The 24424-nt window shown below is 68.1% G+C and carries 24 protein-coding genes; 14 read left to right on the top strand and 10 right to left on the bottom strand.

Annotated features, from left to right (window positions below; genetic code table 11):
- Window positions 1-43 precede the first annotated feature (43 nt).
- Window positions 44-871, top strand: coding sequence for an alpha/beta fold hydrolase (locus tag LC438_RS15425; RefSeq protein ID WP_223587096.1), 828 nt, complete (start codon window positions 44-46; stop codon window positions 869-871).
- A 41-nt stretch (window positions 872-912) separates the two neighbouring features.
- On the opposite strand, the gene LC438_RS15420 is transcribed toward LC438_RS15425, so the two are convergent.
- Window positions 913-2241, bottom strand: a complete 1329-nt coding sequence (locus tag LC438_RS15420) for a cytosine permease (protein WP_105676902.1) — start codon at window positions 2239-2241, stop codon at window positions 913-915.
- A gap of 129 nt (window positions 2242-2370) precedes the next feature.
- Complete coding sequence (locus LC438_RS15415) at window positions 2371-3813, bottom strand: PucR family transcriptional regulator (RefSeq protein WP_223587095.1); 1443 nt, start codon at window positions 3811-3813, stop codon at window positions 2371-2373.
- A gap of 100 nt (window positions 3814-3913) precedes the next feature.
- Here LC438_RS15415 and pxpA point away from each other — a divergent pair, with 100 nt between their 5' ends.
- The 5 genes from pxpA to LC438_RS15390 are packed head-to-tail and all read left to right on the top strand — an operon-like array spanning window position 3914 to window position 8117.
- Window positions 3914-4645: a 5-oxoprolinase subunit PxpA gene (gene pxpA / locus LC438_RS15410; protein ID WP_223587094.1), complete on the top strand. Its 732-nt coding sequence runs from the start codon at window positions 3914-3916 to the stop codon at window positions 4643-4645.
- Between the two features lie 20 nt (window positions 4646-4665).
- A complete protein-coding gene (locus LC438_RS15405) occupies window positions 4666-4905 on the top strand; it encodes an acetyl-CoA carboxylase (RefSeq protein ID WP_105676905.1) in 240 nt (79 codons plus the stop codon).
- Window positions 4905-6248 (top strand): acetyl/propionyl/methylcrotonyl-CoA carboxylase subunit alpha, encoded by a 1344-nt coding sequence (locus LC438_RS15400; protein ID WP_223587093.1) that lies wholly within the window; start codon window positions 4905-4907, stop codon window positions 6246-6248. Before LC438_RS15405 ends, LC438_RS15400 begins: the two co-directional genes overlap by 1 nt.
- The gene (locus LC438_RS15395) at window positions 6245-7147 is read left to right on the top strand and encodes a carboxyltransferase domain-containing protein (protein WP_223587092.1); all 903 of its coding nucleotides are present in this window, start codon (window positions 6245-6247) and stop codon (window positions 7145-7147) included. The genes LC438_RS15400 and LC438_RS15395 overlap by 4 nt, the downstream gene beginning before the upstream one ends.
- Window positions 7140-8117: a biotin-dependent carboxyltransferase family protein gene (locus LC438_RS15390; RefSeq protein WP_105676909.1), complete on the top strand. Its 978-nt coding sequence runs from the start codon at window positions 7140-7142 to the stop codon at window positions 8115-8117. Before LC438_RS15395 ends, LC438_RS15390 begins: the two co-directional genes overlap by 8 nt.
- On the opposite strand, the gene LC438_RS15385 is transcribed toward LC438_RS15390, so the two are convergent.
- Entirely contained in the window at window positions 8109-8705 is a 597-nt protein-coding gene (locus tag LC438_RS15385; RefSeq protein WP_223587091.1) for a TetR/AcrR family transcriptional regulator, read from the bottom strand. The genes LC438_RS15390 and LC438_RS15385 overlap by 9 nt on opposite strands.
- A gap of 125 nt (window positions 8706-8830) precedes the next feature.
- On the opposite strand from LC438_RS15385, the gene LC438_RS15380 reads away from it, so the two are divergent.
- From LC438_RS15380 to LC438_RS15365, 4 genes are all read left to right on the top strand, one after another.
- Entirely contained in the window at window positions 8831-10273 is a 1443-nt protein-coding gene (locus tag LC438_RS15380; RefSeq protein ID WP_223587090.1) for an aldehyde dehydrogenase family protein, read from the top strand.
- 72 nt (window positions 10274-10345) lie between these two features.
- Window positions 10346-11656, top strand: coding sequence for an FAD-dependent oxidoreductase (locus LC438_RS15375; RefSeq protein WP_223587089.1), 1311 nt, complete (start codon window positions 10346-10348; stop codon window positions 11654-11656).
- A 509-nt stretch (window positions 11657-12165) separates the two neighbouring features.
- The gene (locus LC438_RS15370; protein ID WP_223587088.1) at window positions 12166-14046 is read left to right on the top strand and encodes a DUF5979 domain-containing protein; all 1881 of its coding nucleotides are present in this window, start codon (window positions 12166-12168) and stop codon (window positions 14044-14046) included.
- Between the two features lie 171 nt (window positions 14047-14217).
- Entirely contained in the window at window positions 14218-14622 is a 405-nt protein-coding gene (locus tag LC438_RS15365; RefSeq protein WP_223587087.1) for a hypothetical protein, read from the top strand.
- A gap of 90 nt (window positions 14623-14712) precedes the next feature.
- Here the strand turns inward: LC438_RS15365 and LC438_RS15360 are convergent, their stop codons facing one another.
- Together LC438_RS15360 and LC438_RS15355 are read right to left on the bottom strand one after the other, a co-directional pair.
- Window positions 14713-15531, bottom strand: coding sequence for a peptidoglycan recognition family protein (locus tag LC438_RS15360; RefSeq protein WP_223587086.1), 819 nt, complete (start codon window positions 15529-15531; stop codon window positions 14713-14715).
- Between the two features lie 7 nt (window positions 15532-15538).
- A complete protein-coding gene (locus tag LC438_RS15355; protein WP_223587085.1) occupies window positions 15539-16396 on the bottom strand; it encodes an SDR family NAD(P)-dependent oxidoreductase in 858 nt (285 codons plus the stop codon).
- Window positions 16397-16473: 77 nt separating this feature from the next.
- Between LC438_RS15355 and LC438_RS15350 the strand changes: the two genes are divergently transcribed.
- The gene (locus LC438_RS15350) at window positions 16474-16932 is read left to right on the top strand and encodes a MarR family winged helix-turn-helix transcriptional regulator (RefSeq protein WP_223587084.1); all 459 of its coding nucleotides are present in this window, start codon (window positions 16474-16476) and stop codon (window positions 16930-16932) included.
- 65 nt (window positions 16933-16997) lie between these two features.
- Here LC438_RS15350 and LC438_RS15345 read toward each other — a convergent pair whose 3' ends face one another.
- Genes LC438_RS15345 through LC438_RS15335 form a run of 3 tightly spaced genes read right to left on the bottom strand, consistent with a single transcriptional unit; the run spans window position 16998 to window position 19869 of the window.
- On the bottom strand, window positions 16998-17741 hold the full coding sequence (locus tag LC438_RS15345) for an MgtC/SapB family protein (RefSeq protein ID WP_105676919.1): 744 nt from the start codon (window positions 17739-17741) through the stop codon (window positions 16998-17000).
- Between the two features lie 5 nt (window positions 17742-17746).
- The gene (locus tag LC438_RS15340) at window positions 17747-18538 is read right to left on the bottom strand and encodes a tyrosine-protein phosphatase (RefSeq protein WP_223587083.1); all 792 of its coding nucleotides are present in this window, start codon (window positions 18536-18538) and stop codon (window positions 17747-17749) included.
- Entirely contained in the window at window positions 18535-19869 is a 1335-nt protein-coding gene (locus LC438_RS15335; protein ID WP_105676922.1) for an MFS transporter, read from the bottom strand. The genes LC438_RS15340 and LC438_RS15335 overlap by 4 nt, the downstream gene beginning before the upstream one ends.
- 176 nt (window positions 19870-20045) lie before the next feature.
- Between LC438_RS15335 and LC438_RS15330 the strand changes: the two genes are divergently transcribed.
- Window positions 20046-21842, top strand: a complete 1797-nt coding sequence (locus tag LC438_RS15330; RefSeq protein WP_223587082.1) for a glycoside hydrolase family 3 protein — start codon at window positions 20046-20048, stop codon at window positions 21840-21842.
- A gap of 9 nt (window positions 21843-21851) precedes the next feature.
- Window positions 21852-22466: a TetR/AcrR family transcriptional regulator gene (locus LC438_RS15325; RefSeq protein ID WP_105676925.1), complete on the top strand. Its 615-nt coding sequence runs from the start codon at window positions 21852-21854 to the stop codon at window positions 22464-22466.
- An 11-nt stretch (window positions 22467-22477) separates the two neighbouring features.
- On the opposite strand, the gene LC438_RS15320 is transcribed toward LC438_RS15325, so the two are convergent.
- Both LC438_RS15320 and LC438_RS15315 read right to left on the bottom strand, forming a co-directional pair.
- Window positions 22478-22765, bottom strand: coding sequence for a hypothetical protein (locus LC438_RS15320; RefSeq protein WP_105676926.1), 288 nt, complete (start codon window positions 22763-22765; stop codon window positions 22478-22480).
- Between the two features lie 43 nt (window positions 22766-22808).
- Window positions 22809-23744, bottom strand: coding sequence for an NAD(P)/FAD-dependent oxidoreductase (locus LC438_RS15315; RefSeq protein WP_105676928.1), 936 nt, complete (start codon window positions 23742-23744; stop codon window positions 22809-22811).
- A 78-nt stretch (window positions 23745-23822) separates the two neighbouring features.
- Between LC438_RS15315 and LC438_RS15310 the strand changes: the two genes are divergently transcribed.
- The gene (locus tag LC438_RS15310; RefSeq protein ID WP_105676930.1) at window positions 23823-24413 is read left to right on the top strand and encodes a helix-turn-helix domain-containing protein; all 591 of its coding nucleotides are present in this window, start codon (window positions 23823-23825) and stop codon (window positions 24411-24413) included.
- Window positions 24414-24424 lie beyond the last annotated feature (11 nt).

Genomic DNA, 24424 nt, shown 5'->3' with positions numbered 1-24424 from the left:
ACGGCAGGAGCTCGACTGGCCGATGACGGTGAACAATGGAACGGTGAGCACGCCCCTGACGCAGGAGTTCGTCTGGCGAGGGCGGACCGTTCGGTGGGATCGCCACGGCTCCGGCCCTGCCGTCGTCTTCCTCCATGGCACACCCTGGTCTTCTCGCCTGTGGTGGCCGATCGCCCAGACGCTCGCCGGCCAGTTCACGGTCTATCTCTGGGACATGCCGGGGTACGGGGCATCCTCGAAGGACCCGACGCATGCGGTGGATCTCGGCGTGCAGGGCGAGTTGTTCGCCGATCTCCTCACGCACTGGCAGCTCGAGCATCCTCATGTCATCGCGCACGACTTCGGAGGCGCCGTCGCACTCCGCGCGCGCCTGCTGCACGGGGCGGAGTATCGGTCGCTCTGCCTCGTCGACGTCGTCGCGCTCTCGCCGTGGGGATCTCCGTTCTTCCTGCTGGTCAAAGAGCATGCCGCGGTGTTCGAGCAGTTGCCTCCGGCGGTGCACCGGGGTGCGATCGAGGCGTACATCAGCGGCGCGAGCCATCGGGGGCTGCGCCCCGACGACCTGGACATGCTCACCGAGCCGTGGACTGACGCCGCCGGACAGGCGGCCTTCTACCGGCAGATCGCGCAGGCCGACGAACGGTTCACCGACGAGATCGAGCAGCGCTACGCGGAACTCACCGAACCCGTGCACATCGTGTGGGGCGCGGAGGACACCTGGATCCCGAGCGACCGCGCCCATCGTCTCGGAGCGGCGATCCCTCACGCCTCGGTCGCGCTGATCGAGGGGGCGGGGCACCTCATCCAGCTCGATGCGCCCGCCGCCCTGGCCGCCGAGCTCAGCAGGTGGATGTCCCGAGTCGGCGGCTAGGGCGAGACGCGGCCTCGGGCGCGACGCTGCTTTCGCGGGTCTCAGGCGAGGTGCTGCTCGTCGATCCGCGGAGCATCGTCCGTCGCGATCGTGCGCGGCGGCTGCAGGCGGAAGGCCGCCCAGGCTCCGACCGCTGCGATCGCGAACGTGATCACCGGTGCAAGAGCCCCGAATACGGTGGCCCCCGCGAGCTCGGTGAGCAGGATGCCGACGGCAGAGGCGACGATCCAGGCCAGGGCGCCGAGGGTGACGGCCGGGAGGTACGGGCGGCGGACCTCGGGGACGACATCCTTGCCGCGCAGCATCCAGATGAACACCAGCGCGATCGCGACCCACGCCACGACGAACACACCCTGCCAGGCCAGGGCCTTGAGCAGCCACGTGACCACGTTCGTGAGCATGAGCACGTACGTGATGATTCCCGCGACGATCACCCAGACCCAACGGGGGAGTGCAAGGCGGAAGACCCTGGTCGCGAACGCGTCGAGGTTGCTGGAGGCGAGGAAGTAGTTCGCCGTGTTGATGCGCGTCTGCGAGATGAAGATCACGAGAAGTCCGAAGAAGCCCATGCTGCCGAGGAAGGCGTCGACCACGCCCGTCTCGCTGCCCTCGTGTCCCGTCGCGGCGATGATGTAGATGCCGACGAGCCCGTTCACGATGAAGGTGAAGAAGTAGAAGACCCAGCCGAACGTGAACTGGCCGTGGAACCTCTCATCCTGCTTCCGGCCCATCCTGGCGTAGTCGAACGTGTACATCATCATGATCCACACCCCCATGTAGATGAGGTAGGAGGTGACCCAGCCCGGGAGTGGTCCGGCCGCTGCGACGTCGAAGACGCTCGTGGGCGCGCCGTTCTGCACGGTGGCGAACACGACCACGAGGATGAGTCCGAGCGCGTAGATCGGCAGCAGGATGCCGTTCAGCCGGTCGAGCCAGCGCTGCACCGGACCGGAGGCGAGCGGGATCGCGTAGGCGACCACGGCTGCGTACCAGAGGTTGAGCTCTCCGCCGAAGGTCTTCTGGAATGCGATCGCGATGATCGACCCCTCGAACACGCAGTAGTAGATCGCGGTGGCGGCGAAGATGAGGGTGGCCAGCGCCGAACCCACCACGCCGAACATCGATCGAGACGTCAGCTCCACCGTGAGACCCGTACGGGCGGCGTGACGGGAGAGGATCAGGTTGATCACGCCGTAGGTGGCGACGGTCAGCGCCATTCCGATGATGGTGTCGACGAGCCCGACGGCACCTGCCGAGGCGACCGCCACGTAGATCCAGAACATGGCGGAGAAGAGTGCCCACCACGCCATGGACAGGGACCATCGAGGGGCTCGTTCGGATGCGGGCATGACGTAGTCGGCGTAAGCCATGGCTACTCCTTCGGGTCGGGTGTCACGCAGAGACGGCGGAATGCCGATGAGCAGTGAATCTAGTGACGCCGCTGACGCCGTGGAATCGGCCCTTTGCCCTGTCTTGCCCCCTGCCCTGTGCGGATTGCACTACGCCGAGATGATGTGCAGGGCGAGCAGCAGTGTCGCCCTCGTCTCCCCGTCCTGAAGGTCGACCCCCAGCAGCGTCTCGATCCGGCGGATGCGGTACGCGAGTGTGTTCCGATGGATGAACAGCTCGTCGCCGATGGCCCGCGCGGCGCCACTGTGGCGCAGGTAGGCGCCGAGAGTCTCTGTGAGCACGCCGGTCGGGTCGGCGGCGTCGAGTGGTGCGATGAAGCGACCGGCGAGCGAAGCGAGCCCTGCGGACGGGAGCGCCTGGGCGATCGAGGCGAGGTCGAGAGGCGGGAGCGCGCGCACCCCTGCCGTGTGCGACTGACGCATCGCCATCCTCAGCGCGAGAGGGATCTCTTCCCAGGACAGGTCTCCTGAGTGGATGACGCCGACCTGGGCGAGATCGATCGCTGCCGCCAGCCCCTGGGCCGCGCCCTCCGCAGTCCCGGGGCGCTGGAGGAGGAACACGGTCCGCTGGGGATGCTCGAAGAACCGCACGACGCCGAATCGGGATTCCAGATGCACCTGCGCTCGCCACGCGACGAGCCGAGCGTTGGCGGTCGACGCATTCGGATCGGCGGACACGGACAGCAACTGGCACGGAGCATCCGGGTCGAGACCCGCCGATCTGGCGAGCGTAGCGAGAGCCTCCGTGCCGACGGAGTCGTCGAGCATCGCCTCAATGAGCCGCGCGGCGGCCGGTGAGTGGAGCGGGGATGAGGACGCCAGCGTGTACGACAGCTGCATCGCGAGCACGGCGGCGACGGGACCCAGCAGAGGTTGGAGCAGTTGTCCCTCAGCGCCGCCGCGAATGCGAAGGGTGAATCGAGCGCCGCTTCCGCCGGGGAGCGCGAGCGTGGTCGCGGCAGCGCTCGACCTCGTGACCGGCACGCCCGCGGAGGCAAGCGGGAAGTCAGCCGGATCCATCAGCGCGACGTGGGCGTCGATCGCGTCGGCGATGCGTTGCAGCACCGTGACGATCGGGACGCCGTGCGTTGCGAGGCGCGTGCACTCGTCGGCCAGCTCCCAGCCCGCACGCACGATCTCGTAGCGCTGCGCGGCCAGTTCCTGCCAGATGTGTCGAGAGAACTGCAGCAGAGGCAGGTCCTCGGGCAGCTCGAGAAGGGGGATGCCGTGCTGGTTGCACGCCGACACGAGCCCGTTCGGCAGCGCGCCGTGGATGCGTCCGAGGCTGAAGGCCAGGCCGCTGATCGGCACGGTGGCGAGGCGCTCGACGTAGGCCTCCCAGGTGCGGTGGTCCTCGAAGTGCAGCGCCATGCCGGTCGTCACCATGAGCTCGCCGCGCTGGAGGAACGGCGTCGGGTCCATCAGCTCTGATTGCGCACAGCCGCTGATGGGCTGGTCCAGCTGCGGCTGGTCGGGCTCTGAACGCAGCTCGACACCGAGGACGTCGTCGTCCAGAAGATCGCGTACGCGCATCCGTGGCCTTCCTGCCGTTGTGCAGACTCCACTTGTCCACATCGGAGATTGAGCATACTGCCCAACGATCTCGAGTGGTGCCGAGGGCTAACGTGGCCGCATGGCAGCGCAGGCACCGGTACTCATCAACTCCGACATGGGGGAGGCCTTCGGGCTGCACACCTTCGGGAACGACCCCGAGCTGATGCGGATCATCGATCTCGCCAACGTCGCCTGCGGGTTCCATGCCGGCGACCCGGGCGTCATGCACGACACAGTCGCTCTGGCCAAGGATCACGGAGTCCGGATCGGCGCCCACCCGGGGCTCCCCGACCTCGTGGGGTTCGGTCGACGGCGCATGGCGCTGCGCCCCGATGAGGTCGAGTCCCTCATCCTCTACCAGACGGGTGCGCTGCTCGGCTTCCTCATGGCCGCCGATGTGCCGCTCAACCACATCAAGCCGCACGGCGCCCTCTGGGGCATGCTCGCCGGCGACGAAGAACTGATGCGTGCCGCCGCCCGCGCGGTGCGGGCATTCGATGTGCCCTTCCTCGGCCTCGCCGGTACTGCGCATGAGCGGGTGTGCGCAGAGGAGGGGGTGCCCTTCGTGGGCGAGCTCTACGTCGACATGGACTACAACTCCGATGGGACGCTCGCGCTGGTTCGCGCGGCCCACCGCACCGACCCCGAGGCCGCTGCCGACCGCGTCGCGACGGCGCTGCGCGGTGAACGCATCGCCGCGATCGACGGATCGCTGATCGATGTGCGCTTCCAGAGCGTCTGCGTGCACTCTGACGCTCCCAATTCTCCCGACGTCGCGCGCGCCGTGCGCGCCGTCGTCGACGCCGCCTGACCCCCACCGAAAGGACGACCATGGCTGACATCGTCTCGCCACTGCCCGGCATCTTCTATCGCAGGCCGGGACCCGGCAAGCCCGTCTTCGTGGAGGAGGGCGTCTCGGTCGAGATCGGACAGGCGATCGGCATGGTCGAGATCATGAAGCAGTTCACCGAGATCAGCGCCTCGGCGGCCGGCGTGGTCGGCTCCTTTCTCGTGGAGGACGGCGGCATGGTCAATCCCGGTGACGTGATCGTCACGGTCGACGAGAACTGATGCGCCGCCTGCTCATCGCGAACCGAGGCGAGATCGCGGTCCGCATCGCCCGTTCTGCGCGGATACTCGGCATCGAGACGGTTGCGATCGTCTCGGAGGCCGACCGCGACTCCTTCATCGCCAGGATCGCCGATCAGTCCGTCGTGATCGGCCCGGCCGCGGCCAAGGACTCATACCTGAACCCCGACGCCGTGCTCGCCGCAGCCAGGGAGACCGGAGCCGACGCGATCCACCCCGGCTACGGCTTCCTCAGCGAGAACGCTGCGTTCGCACGCGCCGTCATCGCGGCCGGTCTGATCTGGGTCGGCCCTGACCCCGACACGATCGAGCTCATGGGCGACAAGTCCAATGCGATCCGTGCCGCGAAGGATGCCGGTGTTCCGGTGCTTCCCGGCACCGGCGGCCCGCTATCGCCGGAAGACGATGTCGTCGCGATCGCAAGGGAGATCGGCTATCCGCTGCTCGTCAAGGCGAGCGCCGGTGGCGGAGGCCGCGGCATCCGCCACATTGCGAGCGAAGACGAGCTGATCTCCACGATCGAACTCGCCAGCAGTGAGGCCGCGAGCGTGTTCGGAGACCCGAGCGTGTACCTGGAGCGGTTCGTCTCCCAGGCCCGGCACGTCGAGGTGCAGCTGCTCGCCGATGGCGAGAACTGCATCCACCTCGGTGACCGCGACTGCTCTCTGCAGCGGCGCTCGCAGAAGGTGGTCGAAGAGGCGCCCGCGCCGGAGATCCCCGACCATGTCCGCGAGCGGATGCGCGCAGCATCCGTGCGGCTGGCGTTGGCCAGCGGATACCGCGGCGCTGGCACGGTCGAGTTCCTGTACGACGCCGCGCGCGAGGAGGCGGCGTTCATCGAGATGAACACTCGCCTTCAGGTCGAGCACACCATCACCGAGGAGATCACCGGCATCGACCTCGTACGCGAGCAGCTGCGCATCGCCGACGGGGAGGCGTTGGGGATGACCCAGGATGACGTGCGGTTCGACGGGCATGCGATCGAGTGCCGCATCAACGCGGAGAACCCGTCGCAGAACTTCTTCCCCAGCCCCGGACGCATCGCCGTCCTGGAATGGCCCGACGGCATCCGCGTGGACTCCGGATTCGAGGCGGGCGATGTCGTCGTCCCCTTCTACGATTCGATGATCGCGAAGGTCATCGTGCACGCTCCCACCCGGATCGAGGCCATCGAGCGGATGCGCGCGGCGCTCACCGCCACCCGCATCGAGGGAATCGAGACGACCATCCCGCTGCACCTGCGTCTGCTCGAGGAGCCTGACTTCCTGGCCACGGCGCACCACACCAAGACAATCGAGACCGGGAAGATCCTGGAGGGGCTGTGAGCCAGAGCATCAGCGCACCGACGCCGTCGCGGTACACGTGGGGAGGCGACGAGTTCCTCTTCGTCGAGGTGGATGAGGCGATGAGCCTCACAGCCAACTTCACCGTCATGGCGATCGCCCAGGAGCTGACGAGCCGCGCGGCCGAGGGCATCGTCGACATCTGTCCCGCCAACGCATCGCTGCTCGTGCGCTTCGACCCGGATCGGCTCTCGCACACCACGCTCGAGTCGATGGTCCGCGAGATCGAGAGCGGCATCGAGCACCGTGAGGGCGCCGCCATCCCCACCCGGATCATCGACGTGCCGGTCTGGTACGACGACCCGTTCACCGCCGAGGTCGGCGCACGCTTCCGCGAGGGGTACCACCAGGACCCCTCGGGCACCGACCTCGACTACGCGGCCGCGGTGAACGGCCTCGCCGACAGGGCCGAGTTCATCCGCCGCCACCAGGCACAGCCGTGGATCGTGAGCATGGTCGGATTCGTCGCCGGGCTCCCGTTCCTGTACCAGCTCGTCGAACGCGAGCAGCAACTGGTGGTGCCCAAGTACCTGAGCCCTCGCACGGATACCCCCAGGCTCACGATCGGGCACGGCGGATGCTTCGGCGCGATCTACTCCGTGAGGGGAGCAGGCGGCTATCAGATGTTCGGAGTGGTCGCCCCGCCGATCTACGACCCCGAACAGCGGCTCGCAGACTTCGCGGAGTCCTCCGTGCTGTTCCGTCCCGGGGACATCGTCCGCTACCGCTCCGTGGAGAGGGCGGAGTACGAGGCGATTCAGGCCGAGGTGGACGCGGGAACCTGGCGCTGGCGACAGGCGCCGGTGACGTTCTCCTTGGACGCATGGCAGAAGGATCCCGACGCGGCGAACCGAACGATGATGGAGGCTCTCGATGCTTGAGGTGGTGCAGCCAGGACTGCAGACGACCGTCCAAGATGAGGGACGGAGGGGCTATTACAGTCTCGGCATCCCCCAGGGCGGCTCCATGGACCAGGAGTCGGCCCGGCTCGCGAACGCCCTCGTGGGCAACCAGGCATCCGCAGCTGTGCTCGAGTGCACCTACATCGGACCGGTGCTGCGAGCGACCGAGTCCACGGTCGTGGCCGTCGCGGGGGCTCCGGTGCCGGTGCTGGTCAATGGCGAGCCGCGCGAGGAATGGACGCGCATCGAGCTGGTGGAGGGCGACATGCTCTCCTTCGGCGTGATCCAGGGCGGCACGAAGTACTGGATCGCGGTGCGCGGAGGCATTGATGTGCCCGAGGCGCTGGGCAGTCGTTCGACCTATGTGATCGGCTCGATCGGTGGTGTCGGCGGACGCGCAGTCGCGGCGGGCGATTCGCTCCCCGTGGGGGAGTCGCTGCTGTCGGTCCCGGCGATTTCGACCCTCGACGAGCGGTTCCGTCCCTCGTTCGGGCGCTCGCAGCGTGTGCGGATCGTTCTCGGGCTGTATGACCACCTCCTCACCGACGAAGGAGTCCGCCGCCTGGTCGAGGAGGAGTGGACCCTCACCCCGACGGCGGACAGGATGGGGCTGCGCTATGACGGCCCCGGCGTCGAGTGGCGCGAGCGCGAACAGCCTTTCGGCGCCGGTCAGGATCCCTCGAACATCGTGGATGCGGGCTACGCAGTCGGGTCGATTCAGATCCCCGGAGGCACGCAGCCGATCGTCCTGCATCGCGACGCCGTGTCCGGTGGCGGCTACGCCATGGTCGCAACGGTGATCTCCGCAGACATGGACCTGCTCGCTCGGGCGGCCCCGGGGACGAAAACGAGGTTCGTTCCGGTGGACATGCGAGAAGCACTCGATGCCCGGCATGCGAGGGCTACCCGCATCGGGCAGGCTGTCGCATCGTTGAACCTGTCAATGTGACGGTCGGATCCGGGCATACAGAATCGTCGCGTCGATCAGGGCCTCGAGATCCTCTTCGGCGCGACGACTGTCCAGATCAGCCGCGTACTGCAGCATGAGCCCGTCCAGGCCAGCGATGAAGAGGCGCGCGATGCGTTCAAAGGGCGCCCCCGTCACTTCGCCGGCGTTCGATGCCGTGGCCTCCAGGAGTGAGACGACGGCGGCCGCTTGTGCGGAGAAGGGCCAGCGTTCGGAGAAGTCGTCTCCCGTGCTGCGGAGCGCGTAGTTGAGGAGCTCGACCTGCATCACCTGGTACGGGACGTTGTCGTCGATGAGTCCGTGCCAGTAGCTGCGTGCACCTTCACGAATGGTCTCGGCGAGGCCGGCGTGGCGGACCAATGACCCGGTGTGGGCGTTCGACTCGGACGCGACGTCGTCGATCACGGCCTTGAGGAGGAGCTCCTTGGTCGGGAACACGTGCTGAAGGGTGCCCAGGGGAATGCCGGCCTCGGTCGCGACCGCCCTGATCGTCGTTCGCGCGACGCTGTCCCGCATCATGACGCGCCGGGCCGCGGCGACGATCTGCGGCGATCGAACGGATGATTCCACGTAACGCATTCGGGCTTCCCTGTCTTTGTGTTCCGCCACTACTCTAGTCGACACCAGTCATACGACTGACTGAGTTATGATCGAAGGGTCGGGCGCCGCAGAGCCCCGGATGCTGAGGGAGAAACATGTGGGGGAGAGCGAAAGCGACGTCACCTGATGAGGAGGCGATCGCAGCAGCCGTCGGCACGACCCGAGAGGTGTTCCTGTCCGGAAGGACGCGATCGGTCTCATCCCGCATCGAGAGGCTTCGGGCGCTTCGTGCGCTCATCCTCGACAATCGTTCGAGCTTCGCCGGTGCACTGTGGGAGGACCTCGGAAAGAGCCGCCAAGAGGTGGAGCTGACCGAATCCGATGTCGTTCTCGGCGAGATCAGTTTCGCGCTGCGCAACCTCCGCCGGTGGACCCGGCGGAGACGGGTGCCGGTTCCCATGGCTCTGCAACCCGCATCGGCCGGTCTGCTCGCTGAGCCGCTGGGTGTCATCCTCGTGGTCTCTCCGTGGAACTACCCGGTGCAACTTCTACTGGCTCCCCTGGTCGGCGTGCTTGCGGCAGGAAACGCTGCCGTGTTGAAACCGAGCGAGCTTGCTCCCGCGACCTCGCGGCTGATCGCGCGGCTAGTTCCCGAGTATTTTCCGGACGGCGCGGTGAGTGTCGTCGAGGGGGGCGTGGACGAGACGACGGCCGTCCTCGCTCAGCGCTTCGATCACATCGTCTTCACCGGCAGCGCCGGCGTGGGTCGTGTCGTTCTTCGAGCTGCGGCTGAGCACCTCACTCCCGTCACGCTCGAGCTCGGCGGAAAGTCGCCCGTGTGGTTCGACGACGATGAGGGGCTTCAGGAGGCGGCTCGGCGCATCGTGTGGGCTAAGTTCACGAATGCCGGGCAGACCTGTGTCGCGCCGGACTACGTTCTCACCACTCCGGGCAGGGTGGAGCCGCTCATCGCCGCGATGAGGTCGGCTCTCATCGACCTCTGGGGAGCGGAACCGCGCACCAACCCCCAGTACGGCCGCATCGCGACGGATCGCCATTTCGATCGGCTGGTATCCCTTTTCGAGGGGGTGGATATCGCGGTCGGTGGAGCGCATGACCGTGCAGAACGGTACATCGCGCCGTCCATCGTCACGCTCGCGCAGTCAGGTGAGATGGTGATAGGTCCGCAGTCGCCCGCGCCCGTACTTCAAGACGAGATCTTCGGGCCGATCCTGCCCATCGTGGCCGTCCCGTCGGTCGAAGCCGCCATCCACGCGATCAACGCCACCGAGAAGCCTTTGGCGCTCTACGTCTTCTCCGGATCTGCGCGTGTCCGCCGATTGTTCGAGGAACGCACCTCGTCTGGTGCGCTCGTGCATGACGCGGCGATCATCCATGTCGGCGCACCGACGCTCCCGTTCGGCGGGGTCGGCGGCAGCGGCATGGGCGCCTATCACGGCGCCTACTCGTGGTCGAGCTTCTCCCACCTGAAGCCGATACTCCGCAAGCCGCTCCGTCCTGACACGCTGCGGGCGGTTCAACCCGGATCGCACGGGATCGTGCGGCGGCTCGCGCAGGTCCTTCTCCGCGTCGGATGAAGCCGGAACCCGCCATCGCAGATCTCTGGCTCACGTGTACAAGTCATATGACCGACTGAGAAAGATGAACACATGGACTCATCGCATCCTCCGAAGCCGAACACGGTCGTCGTCGTGGGGGCGGGTCTGTCAGGGCTCGTCGCCGCGCGTGAACTCGTCCGATCGGGGCGAGAGGTGATCGTGCTCGAGGCGGCTGACCGCGTCGGTGGACGCGTGCTGGCGGAGACATCCCCATTGGGCTCGCGGCTGGATCTCGGCGGACAGTGGATCGGTGCCGATCATCAGCGGGTCGCAGCCCTGGCTCGCGAGTTCGGCGAGGTGACATTCGAACGCCAGGTGGGGAACCTCCCGCGCATCGTCGATGGAGCGCAAGGCGTGGGGTGGCTCTCGCTGACCGGTCTCGGAGCGGTTGCGGCCGCAGCCGTGACGTGCACGATTGCCGCGCTCGCGCCGGCGCGCTGGTCCAATCGCCAGCCGTTCGACCTCTTCCTGAGAAAGCTGTCGTGGGGACGCTCGCGGCGACTTCTGCGAGTCGGGGCCGAACTGTCCTGGACGGCTGATCTCGATCGCATCTCTCTGTACGGAGTGCGTCGAGTCGTGCACTCGCAGCATGGGCTCGGAACCATCCTCTCGGCCTCTGGGGGCGCTCAGGATTCGCTCGTCGTCGGCGGGATGGGAACGCTCGTGGAACGCCTCGCCCGGGACCTCGGCGACCGAGTGCGAACCGACGAACGGGTCTTGAGTCTGCACTCGAACGCCGACGGAGTCGTCGTCTGCACGGGCGCTGCGACATACCAGGCGGCCAAAGTGGTCATCGCCGTGCCTGCACCTGTCGCTTCGGCGATCGCGCACACTCCCCCTCTCCCGTCAGCGGTCCGCAACGTTCAAGAGAGCACCGAGATGGGCGCTGTGTACAAGGCGATCGCCGTCTACGACCGTCCTTTCTGGCGGGGGAGTGCTCCGCAGGATCTGCTGTTCCTGCACGGAGGTGGCGGCGCGATATTCGATACGTCGCCGCCCGAGGGGCCGGGGCACCTGTGCATCTTGATCGGCGGCAGAGCGGCGAGAGCCCTCGACGCCTTGTCTGCCGATGAGCGCATGTCGCGAGTTCTGGGTCCGCTTGCGGTTCACTACGGTCTCAGGGTCTTGGAGCCGAACAGCTGGCACGAGAAGGCGTGGCATCTCGATCCCGATGTTCGCGGAGGATACGTCGCGTTGCCCGTTCTCGGATCGCGAAGCGGGTTCTGGCCGCTTGGTGCCGCGCCGGTGGGCCACATCCACTGGGCTGGCTCCGAAACCGCCATGGAGCACCCGGGGTATCTCGACGGGGCGATCGAATCGGGACAGCGCGCCGCAGCTGAGGTCGTGGCGGCCCTGGCGTGAGATCGAAGCGATGTTAGGCGGAAGTCTTGCGTCTCGACCGAAGCTGAGTTATTCTAAGTCAGTTGTACGACTGGGAATGGGGTCGTGATGACATCGCGGCGAATGACGGATGCGGCGATGCATCACCTTCACCACCTCGGTACGACATCCGGGCGCTTTCGACGAAGCAGCCCGCCCCGCAACGTCTGACGCAGTCTCTGTCAGACCGCGGCCTGCTCTCCCCGACTCCCCAGGGTCCCCAACAGGCCGCCCCTGGGGGGAGCTCCGCCTCCCCCCAGGGCTTCATCTCACGAACGACTGGGCCCGAACCCGATGGCCCGCACCGCACTTCGGAAAGCGCAAGCGTGCGCTCCCTCCGACTTCACGAAGAAGGACAGCTCATGACAATCAGGCGACAAGGTCGCGATATCAGTGCCAAGGCGGCTCCATGGAGAGCACTGCTGACGGTCATTCTGGTGATGGGGAGCCTATGGGGTCTCGCAGGCCCCGCGGCAGCCGAGGCTCCCACTGTGCCGGCTGAAGCGTTCACGGCTCCGGTTTGTGAGGGCGCAACGCTGCTGGACCCAGCAGATTCGTCCGGCCCGGTGCCGGACCTGCGATCGGTCTTCGGGACGAGGCTCGCGGAATACAACGAAGGGCGTGTCGTCCCGCTCTACGACTCCTTCGCCGCGAACGACACCAACGCGTATCCGCCGGTGTGCTCCACGCGCTACGTCTCAGGCATCGGCCCGGTCTCGGAGTGGATGTTCTGCACCGACTACTTCTCCCACGTCTGCAGTGGAGTGGATGCTGACGGCAACCTGCTCGACATCGATGGCAATCCCATTCCGGGACTGAACGAGCTCGCCGGGGCGAATCCCAAGCTCACGCCAGAACAGGAGTCGCTGATCGCTTACCTGATCCAGCATGGACAGGACGCCTATCAGGGAACGGGCTACTTCAACTTCAACAATGCGGCGCGCGCAGTATCCGACGGTGATTCGTGGGAGCGCTCAGCACTTCAGGTCCTCATCTGGTGCATCAGCGATCCCGTGGCGCCGAGCGCAACGGGAACCGAGCTCGAGCGAGGCGCCACCTGCCTGGACAACATGGGTCATGAACGTCAGGCGGAGATTCTCGCAAGCATCTCCGCCGATCCGACGCTGTCGGTGGCTGGACCCTCTGCGCCGATACCGATCGGCGGATCTGGCGAGTTCGTCATCACGACCGACGTCTTCAGCTCACCGTTGACGCTCAGCACCGCGGGGATTCCGGGCACCTTGACGGTCGTCAGCGGCCCAGGAGTGCTTTCCGGTGATCAGCTCCAGGTCTCGGGATCGGGTGCTCCGGTGACGGTAACTCTTGCGCTAACCGCAACCGAGCAGGGCACGGCGACGCTCTCCGCAGCGGCAACCCCTCCTTCGACCGCTCACATCGCATGGAACCAGAGCCCTGGGCGTTCCGCCGATGACGTGCCATGCCAGGTCTTCGCTACCTTCCGCGTCGCGGATCAAGTCACGATCAACAGTTCAGCATCTGCAACGTTCGCGACAGAAGGCGGCGGGGGCACCGGCACAGGAGAAGGATTCGGTGCTTTCTCCATCACAAAGGCTGTGACCTGGGACGGTCAGGCTATCGACGGCATCGTCTTCGCCGGCACCTACACCGTGACGGCACCCGATGGCACAGCTATCGTCGAGAACCAGCCGTTCAATGTGGCAGAGGGGTCGACGTGGACGAGCGAAGGGTACGAGACCGGCTCCACCGTGCATATCGAGGAGATACTGCCGACAGGACCTTCGAGCATCATCTGGGCCGCACCGGTGTTCAGCACGAACGACTTCATCCTCGGCGACGAGACAACGGTCGCCGTGACTCTGACGAACCGGGCGACTCTGAACACGGGCGTGTTCGAGGCGTCGAAGGTGGTCGCTGGCGACGGGGCATCGCTCGTCGCTGATGATGCGGTGTTCCTCCTCGAATACGACTACCCGGCCGGTGAGGGGTTCGAGGCTGGTTCTGGGGCTCTGGAGCTGTCGGCGAACGGTGACGTGGTGACGTCGGGTGCTCTGCCGGTCGGTGCGGTGCTCACGTTGAGCGAGCGGGCTCCGGACGCGATCGCGGGTGCGACCTGGGCCGCCCCGGTGCTGTCCACCGGCACGGTCACCATCGATGATGATGAGCCCGTCAGCGTGACGGTCACCAACACCCTCACGCTGGACGCGGACGCTATCGGCGCGGGAGGAGGAGAAGCAGGCCACGGCACCGGTGCCAGCGCGGGATCAGGATCGACGTCGGGGCTCGCGCTCACCGGTGGCGAGCTGTCGCTGGTTATGGTCGTGCTCGGGGTGGCTCTCATCGCGGTCGGCGGCAGCGTCCTCGTCTCCCGCCGTTCCCGGCCCAGCAAGTAGCACGCAGGTCTCTTCAGGCGGCAGGTGCGAACGGAGCCCGGCGACTCCGTTCGCACCTGCCGCCGTCCGGCACGACCTTCGCACGCCGACCAGAGGAGCACGATGCGATTCACCACCTTCGAACAAGGATTCCGCGCCGAGTTGGCGAACCGGGAGTTCGCCCGTATCGGGATGGCGGCGACGGCGATACGGACTGAGAAGCACGAGACGGCGCCGTTCTGGCGCGCCTACGATCGCCTCGAGCGGTTCAACGCCCCGCGCTACCGAGCGGCCGCCGAACGCCTCGGGATATCGGACAGCACGGGTGCCGGTGCCCGGCTGCGAGGCCGACTGGTCGGGTGGATGCCGAACAGTCTCCGTCGCGAATCGATCAGGTTCGCGTTTCCTCGCACTGTCGAGTACGTGGAGGACCTCCGCCGTCTCGCCGTGATCGGACCAACGAGCGAGTCCGACTTCTTCGACTACATGCTCAGGCAGGAAGAGCTTCAGGTGAACATGATGGAGGCGATGCTCCGGGGCCGCAATGTCGCCGCAGAGTCACTGGTCGACCGGTTCATCGGCGACGAAGGTCGCTGAACGTTTTCTGACGCGGTCGGCTCTGCGCATCCGCGGCAGAGGCATCCCGCTGCAGGCATCCGCGTCGCGCTCACCGCGCGCCTGACCCGGTCAGCGTGCGGCGAAGATCTCGCGGGCGCGGGCGACGATGTCGTCCAGCCGGGACTGCAGGTACGGTCCGGGGCATTCGGTCCCCGACCAGGTCTCCCTGTGGCTGATGACGTGCTCCCTGTCGATCGTGAACGACACCGGCACGCCGTCCAGCGTCCTGCCATCGTAGGTCGCGAGCCACGCGATCATCTGGGCGAGCTCCTCCAGCTGCACCGCCGTCACGGTGTAGTCCGGCGCTCCCGTGGCGTCCAGGGTCTCCACGGCCAGCGACCGCCAGTTCCAGTCGGCGCCGGTCGATGACGGCTTCGCGCCGGGGCGGATGAGCTCGAAGACGGACCCGTCGTTCCGCAGATAGAAGGTGGGCGCGGAGGAGCGCCTGTTGCAGCGCGAGAGGAAGTCCAGCTGCTCCTCGGTCGTGCCCGTGTGGTGGATGACGAAGCGGTCGATGATCGGCGTCACCGCGTGGTGGTCGCTCCCTGCGGTGTCACGTGTCGACCGGATTGTGGGGTTCCGGCAGTCCGCGAATCCGAGCGGCGCCTCGAGGCCCTTGATCGCGCGATCGTAGACGGGTTCGTACTCGGGCAGCCCCCTCGGATTGTCCGGGTCCACGGCAGGCGCCCCGCCGTCTGTGCCCGGGGGAATCGTGGCGAGCAGGATTCCCGCTGCCGTGACGGCGACGCCCGAGCCCGCAGCGATCAGGAAGCGTCGACGGGTGTGCGCCGACGGGCTTCCGTCAGGATCGTGTGCGGGGGAGTGCTCCATCTGCCCATCTAACACGCTCGCCGCCCAGCGCAGCGGCGAGAGCGGCGATGCGAACATGCCGCGCCTATGAAAGGAGCATCCGCTCTGTGTGGATCCACAGCTCCTTCTGCAGCGCTGAGTCGTCGCCGGGTGAGGCGGGTTGGATCGCTCGGGGCCCGCGAACGGTCCAGTACTCTCCGTTTCGGTCGTGGTAGTCGGGGTGCGTGGCGAGCTGGACGATGAGGTCGGCACCCCTGCGGGGATCGCCGATGCGGAGGGCTGTGAGGATGCGCTCGATGACGGCGGCGCCTCGGACTTCCCGTCCGAGCCCTGTGACGTTGAACCCGGGGTCGAGGCAGAGCGCTGTGATGCCGGTGGTGATGTTCCGACGGGCGAGTTCCTTGGTGAACATGATGTCGAGGAGCTTGCTCTTGCCGTAGTGCTCGGAAGATCCGCGGGCGGTGAACGTCGGGGTGGCTGTGAGGTCATCGGGGAGATGAAGTCTGCCGTGACGTCGTGAGGCTTCGGAGGCGACGGTGATGACCCGTGCGGCGGGGGCTGCGTCGAGTGCGGGCAGGAGCTCGTGGGTCAGCAGCCACGGGGCGAGGTAGTTGACGGCGATCATCTCCGGATAGCCGTCGGTCGTGATGCGCGACTCGAAGGCGTGGATGCCGGCGTTGTTGATGAGGACGTCGACGTGGGCGTGGGCGCCGGCGATCTCCCGCCCGAGCCTGCGGACATCGTCCATGCGGGAGAGATCGGCGACGGGGGTCTCGACGATGGCCGCTGGAGTGCCTTCTCTGATGAGCGCGACGGTTTCCGCCGCCTTGGCGGGGTTGCGGGCCGGAAGGATGAGGTGTGCGCCCCGTTGCGCGAGGCGCAGGGCTGCGAGTCGTCCGAGGCCGCTGGTGGCACCGGTGAGAACGATGACGGGTGAGGGCATAGCGGGTGCTCCAAGACGGTGTGATCTCATGAAAGTCATTTGTGAATCCAAATCACCGTACGTGGTATTGTTTGGATATGCAAACGAAACAGCGAGCGCGGCTGGATCTGGAAATGGCATTGGGCGAGAGGCTCAACGCACTCCTGAGTGCGACGCGGGCGCTGAGTGAGCGCAGCGCGGCTCAGTTCCACGAGGGGCTGCAGCCCGCTGCTTTCCACATCGCCCGGTGGCTGCACGCCTTCGGTCCGGCCCGGCCCAGCAAGATCGCTGAGTCGGTGGGTATGGATCGCAGTTCTACGAGCACGCTTCTGACCAGGATGCGTGGTCTCGGGCTGGTCTCTGACGGGCCGGATCCGCAGGATCGTCGCGGAGTGATCGTTCAGCTCACCGACCGGGGGGAGGCCCGGCTCGCAAGCGCGATGGAAGAGCGCGGGGCCGAGTTCTTCGGACGCCTCAAGGACTGGTCGACGCACGACCTCCGCGAACTCGAGCGCCTTCTGGGGAAGCTGACGGCGGCCGACGCCGAAATGCACTGAGCCGCGCGCAGACGTCTCGACTGCGGCACGGCCGTGCTTTGTCCGCTCGCGCGGAGCCCCCGTCGTCACCCGGCCTCTTCGACCGGCCACCAGCGGCTGCCGATCACCTTCGGGTCGGTGCCGACGCGGGAGATCGCACGCTCGATGACGTCCACGCTCTCCGGGTCGTCGATGCTGACCTCCGCGCGCACGTGCACCTCCGTGTTCTTGCCGTGGCGCACCCGCACCGAACGCAGGGTGAGCTCCGGGTGCGTCGCGGCCTGGAGCAGCAGGGCGCGGACCCGCTGCTCGCTCTTCTCGCCCGTCGTGACCTCGAGCACGAAGTCCTGCGGGGCGCCGGCGTCGGTGCCGTCCTCCGTCGACTCGTCCTCGGCGTTGAGCCGCAGCCTCCGGTTGAGCGCGGTGCTCAGCGGGCGCAGCAGGATGTTGGTCGCCGAGACGAGGATCGCCCCTCCGGCGGCGAGCAGCGGCATCCCGGCTCCGGCGAGGGAGCCGACGGCGGCCGCGCACCACAGCGTCGCCGCCGTCGTGAGTCCGCGGATGTTGAGTCCCTCGCGCAGGATCACACCGGCGCCGAGGAACCCGATGCCGGAGACCACCTGAGCGGCCACGCGTGTCGGATCAGCGGTCTCGCCGGGGAGCGCCTGCGAACCGAGGATCACGAACAGTGCGGCGCCGAGCGACACGAGAGCGTTCGTGCGCATGCCGGCGGTGCGCATGCGCCATTGCCGTTCGAGGCCGATGAGGGCGCCCAGCCCCGCCGCCAGTGCGGCGGTGAGGAGCAGGGCGCCCGTGTCGAGGAGGGTCATACCCCTCAGCCGGCGAGACGAGAGCGCAGGGCCTCGAGGTCGTCGTCCGACAGCCCTCCGCCGCGAAGGTACTCGGCCGACCCGCCGCGCTCGTCGATCCACGCGAACGCGGTCTCGATCGCCTGCGGGGGCGTCGCGGTGACGAGATCGGTGAGGGCGGGGACCATCGGCATGCCCCAGCTCCTGGCGCGCTCCAGCATCCGATCCGCCCAGTCGCCGGCGAGGTTCGCCTCGCTCTGCACGTAGTCCGCGATCACCGCGGCGCGGTCCGCACCGGCCGCGTCGAGCAGCAGTGCCGTCGCGACGCCGGTGCGGTCTTTGCCCGCGGTGCAGTGCACGAGCACGGCGCCGCGGCTCTCGTCGGAGGGCCGTGCGACGAGCCGCGCGACCTCGGCGAACGACGCCGCAGCCGATCCGAGCATGCCCACGTAGAGATCCGCCAGCGAGGGGATGCGCGAGAGCATCGCCCGCGCGGCCTCGCCGTCGAGATCGCCGAGGTCTCCGAGATCGCCGGGTGACGGCATCCCGGTCATCGACCCCTCGAGCAGAGGGAGGCCGACCTCGACGAACGAGCGCTCCGTGCCGAGCCGGTTGGGGGCCTCCACACGTTCGAAGTCGCTGCGGAAGTCGACGATCGTGCCGATCGGGCTGTCGCTCAGTGTGCGGATGCCGTCGTCGGTGATGCCGGCGAGAGCGTCGGAGCGGTAGAGCACGCCCGCGCGGGTGACGCCTCCCGCGGAGAGCGGCGTGCCTCCGGTGTCTCGGGAGTTGTAGGTTCCGGCGATGATGGCGCTCACGCGACCTCCTCTTTCTGCGCGGCGCTGGCCGCGGCGGTGGACCGCCCTGCGTCGTACACGTCGCGCCGCAGCACTCGGCGCAGACCCGGCAGGGTCAGCAGCGAGGCGAGCACGGCGGCGGCCGCGACGAGGTACAGGGCGGTGTAGTTCTTCTCTCCTCCGACGACGGGGTCGCTCCCGCCGATCAGCACGACGAGGGGAGCGATGGCCGGGGCAATCGACTGCGGCAGGGTCTTGGCGACGTTGAAGATGCCGAGGTACTTGCCCTCCTCGCCGACGGGCAGCGTGCGCATCGCGAGGGCGAGGTCGACCGCGTAGTAGGCGCCGAGCGCGAACCCGGCCAGCAGCGTGCTCACCCAGAACACCGAGAGGTCCTGCGTGAACGCCTTGAGCAGCAGCGACAGCGCCATGAGCAGCGCCGACCCGATGATGAACGGCGCGTAGTTGCCCCGGCGGGAGGCGAGGTAGCCGCACGCGAACGCGGCGACGAAGTTCAGCGCCGCCCCGGCGAGTGCCGCCGTGGAGGTGAGGGATGCCGCGGCGACCTGATCCATGTCGAGTCGGATCATCAGGTAGAAGAGTCCGAAGGTCGACACCACGGTGAACCCGAACTGCATGGTCGCCCGCTGCACCCACACCAGCGTGAACATCGGCGCCTTGGCCGGATTGAACAGGAAGGCGCGGAACACCTGCGCGATCGAGCCGCGCTCTCCGTCGACCCGCTCGATCGGCGGGTCGGGGATGACGAGGCACACGATCGCGACGATGATCACGGCGACGATCGGCATCGCGAGGACGACGATCGTGAGGTTCGACGCGAAGAACGCCGCGACCAGCATGGCGGGCACCATCCCGAGGAAGCCGATCGCGCCGAAGATGCCGGACGCCTTGGCGCGCTGCTCCTCGGGGACCTGATCGGCGAGCAGCGCGGAGAGCGAGGCCAGCGTCGCGTTGTACGCCGCCTGCGACAGCACCCAGGCGACGACGAGGACGGGGATGCTGGGGGCGACGGCCATGAGCGCGGCCGCGAGGACACCGCCGAGCACGCCGCCGATGAGCCAGGGGCGGCGTCGGCCGAAGCGACTGCGCGTGCGGTCGGAGAGGTGGCCGAAGATCGGATTGGCGACGAGGGCGGCGAGAGCGCCGAGCGCCGTGACGAGACCGAGCGCTCCTTCCTTCTGCGACTCCGGCACGAGCTGGAGCACCTTCAGGGAGAGCGAGACGACGAGCGGGGTGACGAGAGCGCCGAGTGCGGCGAGCTCGATGAGCGCGAACAGGTAGATGCGCGACATCGGCACGCGCGTCTGCGGGGTGGGGGGAGTGGTGTGCATGGGTCCTTCCTCGGTCCGTGTGGTCCCTCATTGGACCAGCCGTTCCCTTCCCAGGGGTAAAAACTTAGTGACCACTAAGTTAATTCAGCCGACGATAACGCGCGGATTCCTCCCCGCGCAAGAGGTCGTCGAAAATTCACTTAGTCGTCACTAGGTTTTATGGTCTACTGGAGCGGATGCCACTGCCCGCAGCCGCCGAGCCGACGAAGGACGCCGACATGACCGACACCACGATCTCCGCCGCAGAGACGCGCCTCGACGCGCTGCTCTCCGCCATGACCATCGAGGAGAAGGTCGGCAGTCTGCTCGTCGCGCGCATCGTGACCGGCGCCGGCGGCACGCTCTGGGAGGGCGCCGAGGACGAGTCGCCGTTCGGGTTCGCCCCCACCACCGCGCTGCTGCGCGAGCGCCATGTCTCGCACGTGACGCTGATGAACCCCGCCCCCGTCGCCGAGCTGGCGAGGTGGGGCGAGGCGATCCGAGGCGTCGCGGCGTCGACCAGGCTCGGCATCCCCGTCTCCGTCGCCTCGGACCCCGTGCACGGCCGCAGCCGCAATCACGACGTCGCGATGAGCGGCGGCGGCTTCACGTCGTTCCCCGAGCCCATCGCCCTCGCCGCGACCCACGACCCCGCGCTCGTGCGCGAGGCGGCGCGGATGATCGGCGCGGAGCTCAGGGCGGCCGGCATCCACATCGCACTGCACCCGATGGCCGATCTGGCCACCGAGCCGCGCTGGGCCCGCGTCTCCGGCACCTTCGGCGAAGACCCCGGCCTCGCCTCCCTCCTCGTGAGCGAGTACGTCACCGGCCTCAGCGAGTCGGGCGTCGCCGCGACCGTGAAGCACTTCCCCGGCGGCGGACCCCAGCGCGGCGGTGAGGACGCCCACTTCGAGCGCGGCGCCCACACCGTCTATCCCGGCGGACGCTTCGACGACCATCTGCGCCCCTTCGCCGCAGCGATCGACGCCGGCGTCGTGCGGGTCATGCCCGGCTACGCCGCGCCGCTCGGGCTGGAGTACGACGAGGTCGGCTTCGCGTTCGAGCGTCGCCTCATCACGGATCTTCTGCGCGACAGGCTCGGCTTCGACGGGGTGGTCGTCACCGACTTCAACATCGTGAACGGCATGTGTCTGCCCCGCCTCGGCGTCGAGCTGCCCGTGCGGGCGTGGGGGATGCTGGACGCCGACCCCGTGCAGCGCGTCGTGCGGCTGCTCGACGCCGGGGTCGACCAGTTCGGGGGCGAGGACGATCCCGCGCCCGTGCTGGAGGCGCTCGACCGCGGCCTCGTGTCCGAGGAGCGCATCGACGAGTCGGTGCGGCGCGTGCTGCGCGAGAAGGAGCGGCTGGGGCTGTTCGACGATGCGGCCGCACGCGCGGCTGCCCCCGCCGAGGTCCGCGAACGCATCGCGATCCCCGCGCACCTCGCGATCGGCGAGCGCGTGCAGCGGGCGTCCGTCGTGGCGCTGCAGGGCGAGCCCGTCGCGCTGACCCCCACCACCCGCGTGTACGTCGAGGAGATGGACACCGACGCCCTCGCCGGACGCGCGCTCGTCGTCGACGACCCGGCATCCGCCGATCTCGCGATCGTCCGCCTCGCGGCCCCATACGAGCAGCGCGAGGGGATGCTGGAGCAGGGGTTCCACAGCGGCAGCCTGGAGTTCTCCGACGAGGAGGTCGCGCGGATCTCCGACATCGCAGCGCAGACTCCGACCGTGATCGACGTGTTCCTCGACCGGCCCGCCGTGCTGACTCCGCTCGCCGAGCTCGGGGTGACTCTTCTCGGCACGTTCGGCGTCGACGACGGCATCCTGCTCGACGCCGTCTCCGGCCGTGCCGCGACCACCGGGCGTCTGCCGTTCGACCTGCCCCGGTCGATGGCGGCGGTGGAGGCCTCGCGGGAGGACGTGCCCTTCGACACGGCCGATCCGCTGTGGCGCTTCGGGCAGGGTCTCCGCTGGCCGAACATCTCGTAGGGTTCTAGGGTGAGCAGCTCCGAGTCCTCCACCGACGTCGACAAGCGCGTGGCCCGCGGTGACGCCCGACGCACGCGGATCCTGGCGGCAGCCACCACGGAGTTCGGGCGCAAGGGGTACGAGAGCACCCGCATCGCCGACATCGCACGCGCCGCCGGGGTGACGGATGCCGGAGTGCTGCACCACTTCGCCACGAAGCACGACCTGTTCATGGCCGTGGTCGAGCGCCGCGAGGAGGTCTACCAGACCATCACGCTGCCGACGGATTCGGTGCGCTCGCTGTTCGACCAGTTCATCGAGGCCGTGCGTCGGGCCGCCGAGGAGCCGGAGCTGCTGCGCTTCCGCGTCATGCTCACCGGTGCCTCGCGCATCGCGGGGCACCCCGTCGAGGGCAGAGCGCAGCGCACCCTCGAAGCCGCACTCGACTCCCTCATCCCGCTCATCGAGGAGCGCATCGCCGCGGGGGAGATCGCCAGGGGCACGGATCCGCAGCAGCTGATCCTCGAGCTGCTGGCGCTCAACGAGGGCATCCGCGATCAGTGGTCGACACTGCCGGAGCGCATCGACTACGTCGCCGTGTTCACCGCGGCCGCGAACGGACTGTACGAGCGGGTGCGCGCCTAGGACGCCGCCGTCTACGCCCCGACGGTCGAGACCCGCTCGCGGCGACGCAGGATGATCGCGCGACGAGCACGGTGCAGCACCGGCATCGCGCCGTAGATCACGATGGGCACGGCGATGCTGACGAGGACGAGTGTCCTGACGATCATCGGGAGCGGTGCGAGGAGATCGCCGAGGATCAGATTGAGGATCGTGAGCGTGGGGAACACGGCGATCCAGATCATGAGGGCGAGCTGATGCTTCGAGGGTGGCGCGACGGCCGGTGCGCCGGGTGCGGGCGGGGTGTCGGATCGTGCGGTCATGGGAGTGCTCCTTCGGGGTCTTTCGGTCGGTGGTGCGGGTGGCTCAGTCGGCGGGCGCCGACGGTGAGGCGGTGCGTGCTCGGGAGAGCGCGGCCTGCAGGTCGTCGGCGACGAGGTCGGCGTTGATCGCGATCGCCGTCGCAGAGCCCTGCCCTGCCGCGGTGATGACCTGGGCACGGGGGTCCGCGGCGTTGCCGGCGACGTAGACGCCGGGGATGGTCGTGGCGCCGCCGGTGCGCTGAACGATCCACCCGGCCTCGTCGACACCGCATCCGAGGTCTCTCAGCAGCGCGTCGTTCGCGACGAAGACGGGGCGGACGAACAGGGCTCGTCGGGGGATCCGCTGCCCGTCGTCGAGTTCGATCGCCGTGAGCACGTCGTCGTCGATGACGAGCCCGCGGACCTCTCCCGGCTGGATCCGGACGCCTCGCGCGTCGAGCAGTTCGCGCTGTTCGTCGCCCAGAGCGGTGTCGCCGACGAAGAGGATCACGTCGTCCGACCACTGGCGGATGAGGATGGCGTGGGCGATCGCGTCCGCGTCGCCGCCGAGGACCCCGAGGGGCTGATCGCGCATTTCGTAGCCGTGGCAGTATGGGCAGTGGAGCACGTCTCTGCCCCACCGTTCGGAGAGGCCGGGGAGGAGGGGGATCCGGTCGCGAAGGCCCGTGGTCACGAGCACTCGGCGCCCCCGCACGGACGTGCCGTCGGAGAGGTCGGCGACGAACCCCGGCGTGAGGGCCACGATCGTGTCGTGGATGATCGCACCGCCGTACGCGATGACCTCGGCGCGTCCGGCGGCGAGGAAGTCGGCGGGCGGCATCCCCTCGCGGGAGAGGAACCCGTGCATGTGCGACGCGGGAGCGTTGCGGGGGTGACCCGCGTCGATCACCGCGACCCGGCGGCGGGCTCGCAGCAGGACGAGGGCTGCGCTGAGCCCTGCGGCGCCTCCGCCGATGATCAGTGCGTCGTAGTCGTTCATGAGGCAAGGATCGATCGACGGCACCGGTTTCGGCAAAGTTCGTTGCCGTTTCTGGGATGGATGGGTCACACTGACGGGATGGAACCGTCTGCGATGATCGACTCGGCGCTGGACGCCGTCGGTCCGCGTCTGAAGTGGCTGCGCGGTCAGCGCGGCATGACCCTGGCGGCGCTGTCGTCGGCCACGGGAATCTCGACGAGCACCCTGTCACGTCTCGAGACGGGGCAGCGTCGGCCGAGCCTCGAACTGCTGCTCCCTCTTGCCCAGGCGTATCGGGTGCCGCTGGATGAGCTGGTGGGAGCGCCGGAGGTGGGCGATCCGCGGGTGCGGCTGAAGCCGAGGCGGGTGAACGGGCGAGTGGTCATCCCCCTCACTCCGCAGCCCGGATCGGTGCAGGCCTGGAAGATCCTGATTCCCGGCAGCCAGATCAGGCCGGAGCCGCGGGCGCACGAGGGGTACGAGTGGCTGTACGTGCTGAGTGGGCGGATGCGGCTCATCCTCGGCGCCCACGATCTGACGCTGGAAGCGGGAGAGGTCGCCGAGTTCGACACGCACGTGCCGCACTGGTTCGGAAGCGCAGACGGCGCTCCCGCGGAGGTGCTGAGTCTGTTCGGTCGTCAGGGAGAGCGCGCCCACGTCCGCGCAGGCGGGGGCCAGCGGTCGGAGTGAGGGACGCGCCG

The sequence above is a fragment of the Microbacterium sp. OVT16B genome, from assembly GCF_019969705.1.
Taxonomy (GTDB): Bacteria; Actinomycetota; Actinomycetes; order Actinomycetales; family Microbacteriaceae; genus Microbacterium; species Microbacterium natoriense.
Note: the sequence above shows the minus strand (reverse complement) of the source record. Positions and strands in the feature narration are given on the sequence as shown.

Excerpts from the sequence above, each read along its gene's own strand:
- LC438_RS15315 (WP_105676928.1), bottom strand. The coding sequence starts at position 23,744 with ATGAACGACTACGACGCACTGATCATCGGCGGAGGCGCCGCAGGGCTC.
- LC438_RS15335 (WP_105676922.1), bottom strand. The coding sequence starts at position 19,869 with ATGCACACCACTCCCCCCACCCCGCAGACGCGCGTGCCGATGTCGCGC.
- LC438_RS15420 (WP_105676902.1), bottom strand. The coding sequence starts at position 2,241 with ATGGCTTACGCCGACTACGTCATGCCCGCATCCGAACGAGCCCCTCGA.
- LC438_RS15310 (WP_105676930.1), top strand. The coding sequence starts at position 23,823 with ATGGAACCGTCTGCGATGATCGACTCGGCGCTGGACGCCGTCGGTCCG.
- LC438_RS15375 (WP_223587089.1), top strand. The coding sequence starts at position 10,346 with ATGGACTCATCGCATCCTCCGAAGCCGAACACGGTCGTCGTCGTGGGG.
- LC438_RS15405 (WP_105676905.1), top strand. The coding sequence starts at position 4,666 with ATGGCTGACATCGTCTCGCCACTGCCCGGCATCTTCTATCGCAGGCCG.
- LC438_RS15330 (WP_223587082.1), top strand. The coding sequence starts at position 20,046 with ATGCCACTGCCCGCAGCCGCCGAGCCGACGAAGGACGCCGACATGACC.
- LC438_RS15350 (WP_223587084.1), top strand. The coding sequence starts at position 16,474 with ATGCAAACGAAACAGCGAGCGCGGCTGGATCTGGAAATGGCATTGGGC.
- LC438_RS15365 (WP_223587087.1), top strand. The coding sequence starts at position 14,218 with ATGGCGGCGACGGCGATACGGACTGAGAAGCACGAGACGGCGCCGTTC.
- LC438_RS15400 (WP_223587093.1), top strand. The coding sequence starts at position 4,905 with ATGCGCCGCCTGCTCATCGCGAACCGAGGCGAGATCGCGGTCCGCATC.
- LC438_RS15380 (WP_223587090.1), top strand. The coding sequence starts at position 8,831 with ATGTGGGGGAGAGCGAAAGCGACGTCACCTGATGAGGAGGCGATCGCA.
- LC438_RS15360 (WP_223587086.1), bottom strand. The coding sequence starts at position 15,531 with ATGTTCGCATCGCCGCTCTCGCCGCTGCGCTGGGCGGCGAGCGTGTTA.
- LC438_RS15345 (WP_105676919.1), bottom strand. The coding sequence starts at position 17,741 with ATGACCCTCCTCGACACGGGCGCCCTGCTCCTCACCGCCGCACTGGCG.
- LC438_RS15390 (WP_105676909.1), top strand. The coding sequence starts at position 7,140 with ATGCTTGAGGTGGTGCAGCCAGGACTGCAGACGACCGTCCAAGATGAG.
- LC438_RS15415 (WP_223587095.1), bottom strand. The coding sequence starts at position 3,813 with ATGCGCGTACGCGATCTTCTGGACGACGACGTCCTCGGTGTCGAGCTG.
- LC438_RS15320 (WP_105676926.1), bottom strand. The coding sequence starts at position 22,765 with ATGACCGCACGATCCGACACCCCGCCCGCACCCGGCGCACCGGCCGTC.
- LC438_RS15355 (WP_223587085.1), bottom strand. The coding sequence starts at position 16,396 with ATGCCCTCACCCGTCATCGTTCTCACCGGTGCCACCAGCGGCCTCGGA.
- pxpA (WP_223587094.1), top strand. The coding sequence starts at position 3,914 with ATGGCAGCGCAGGCACCGGTACTCATCAACTCCGACATGGGGGAGGCC.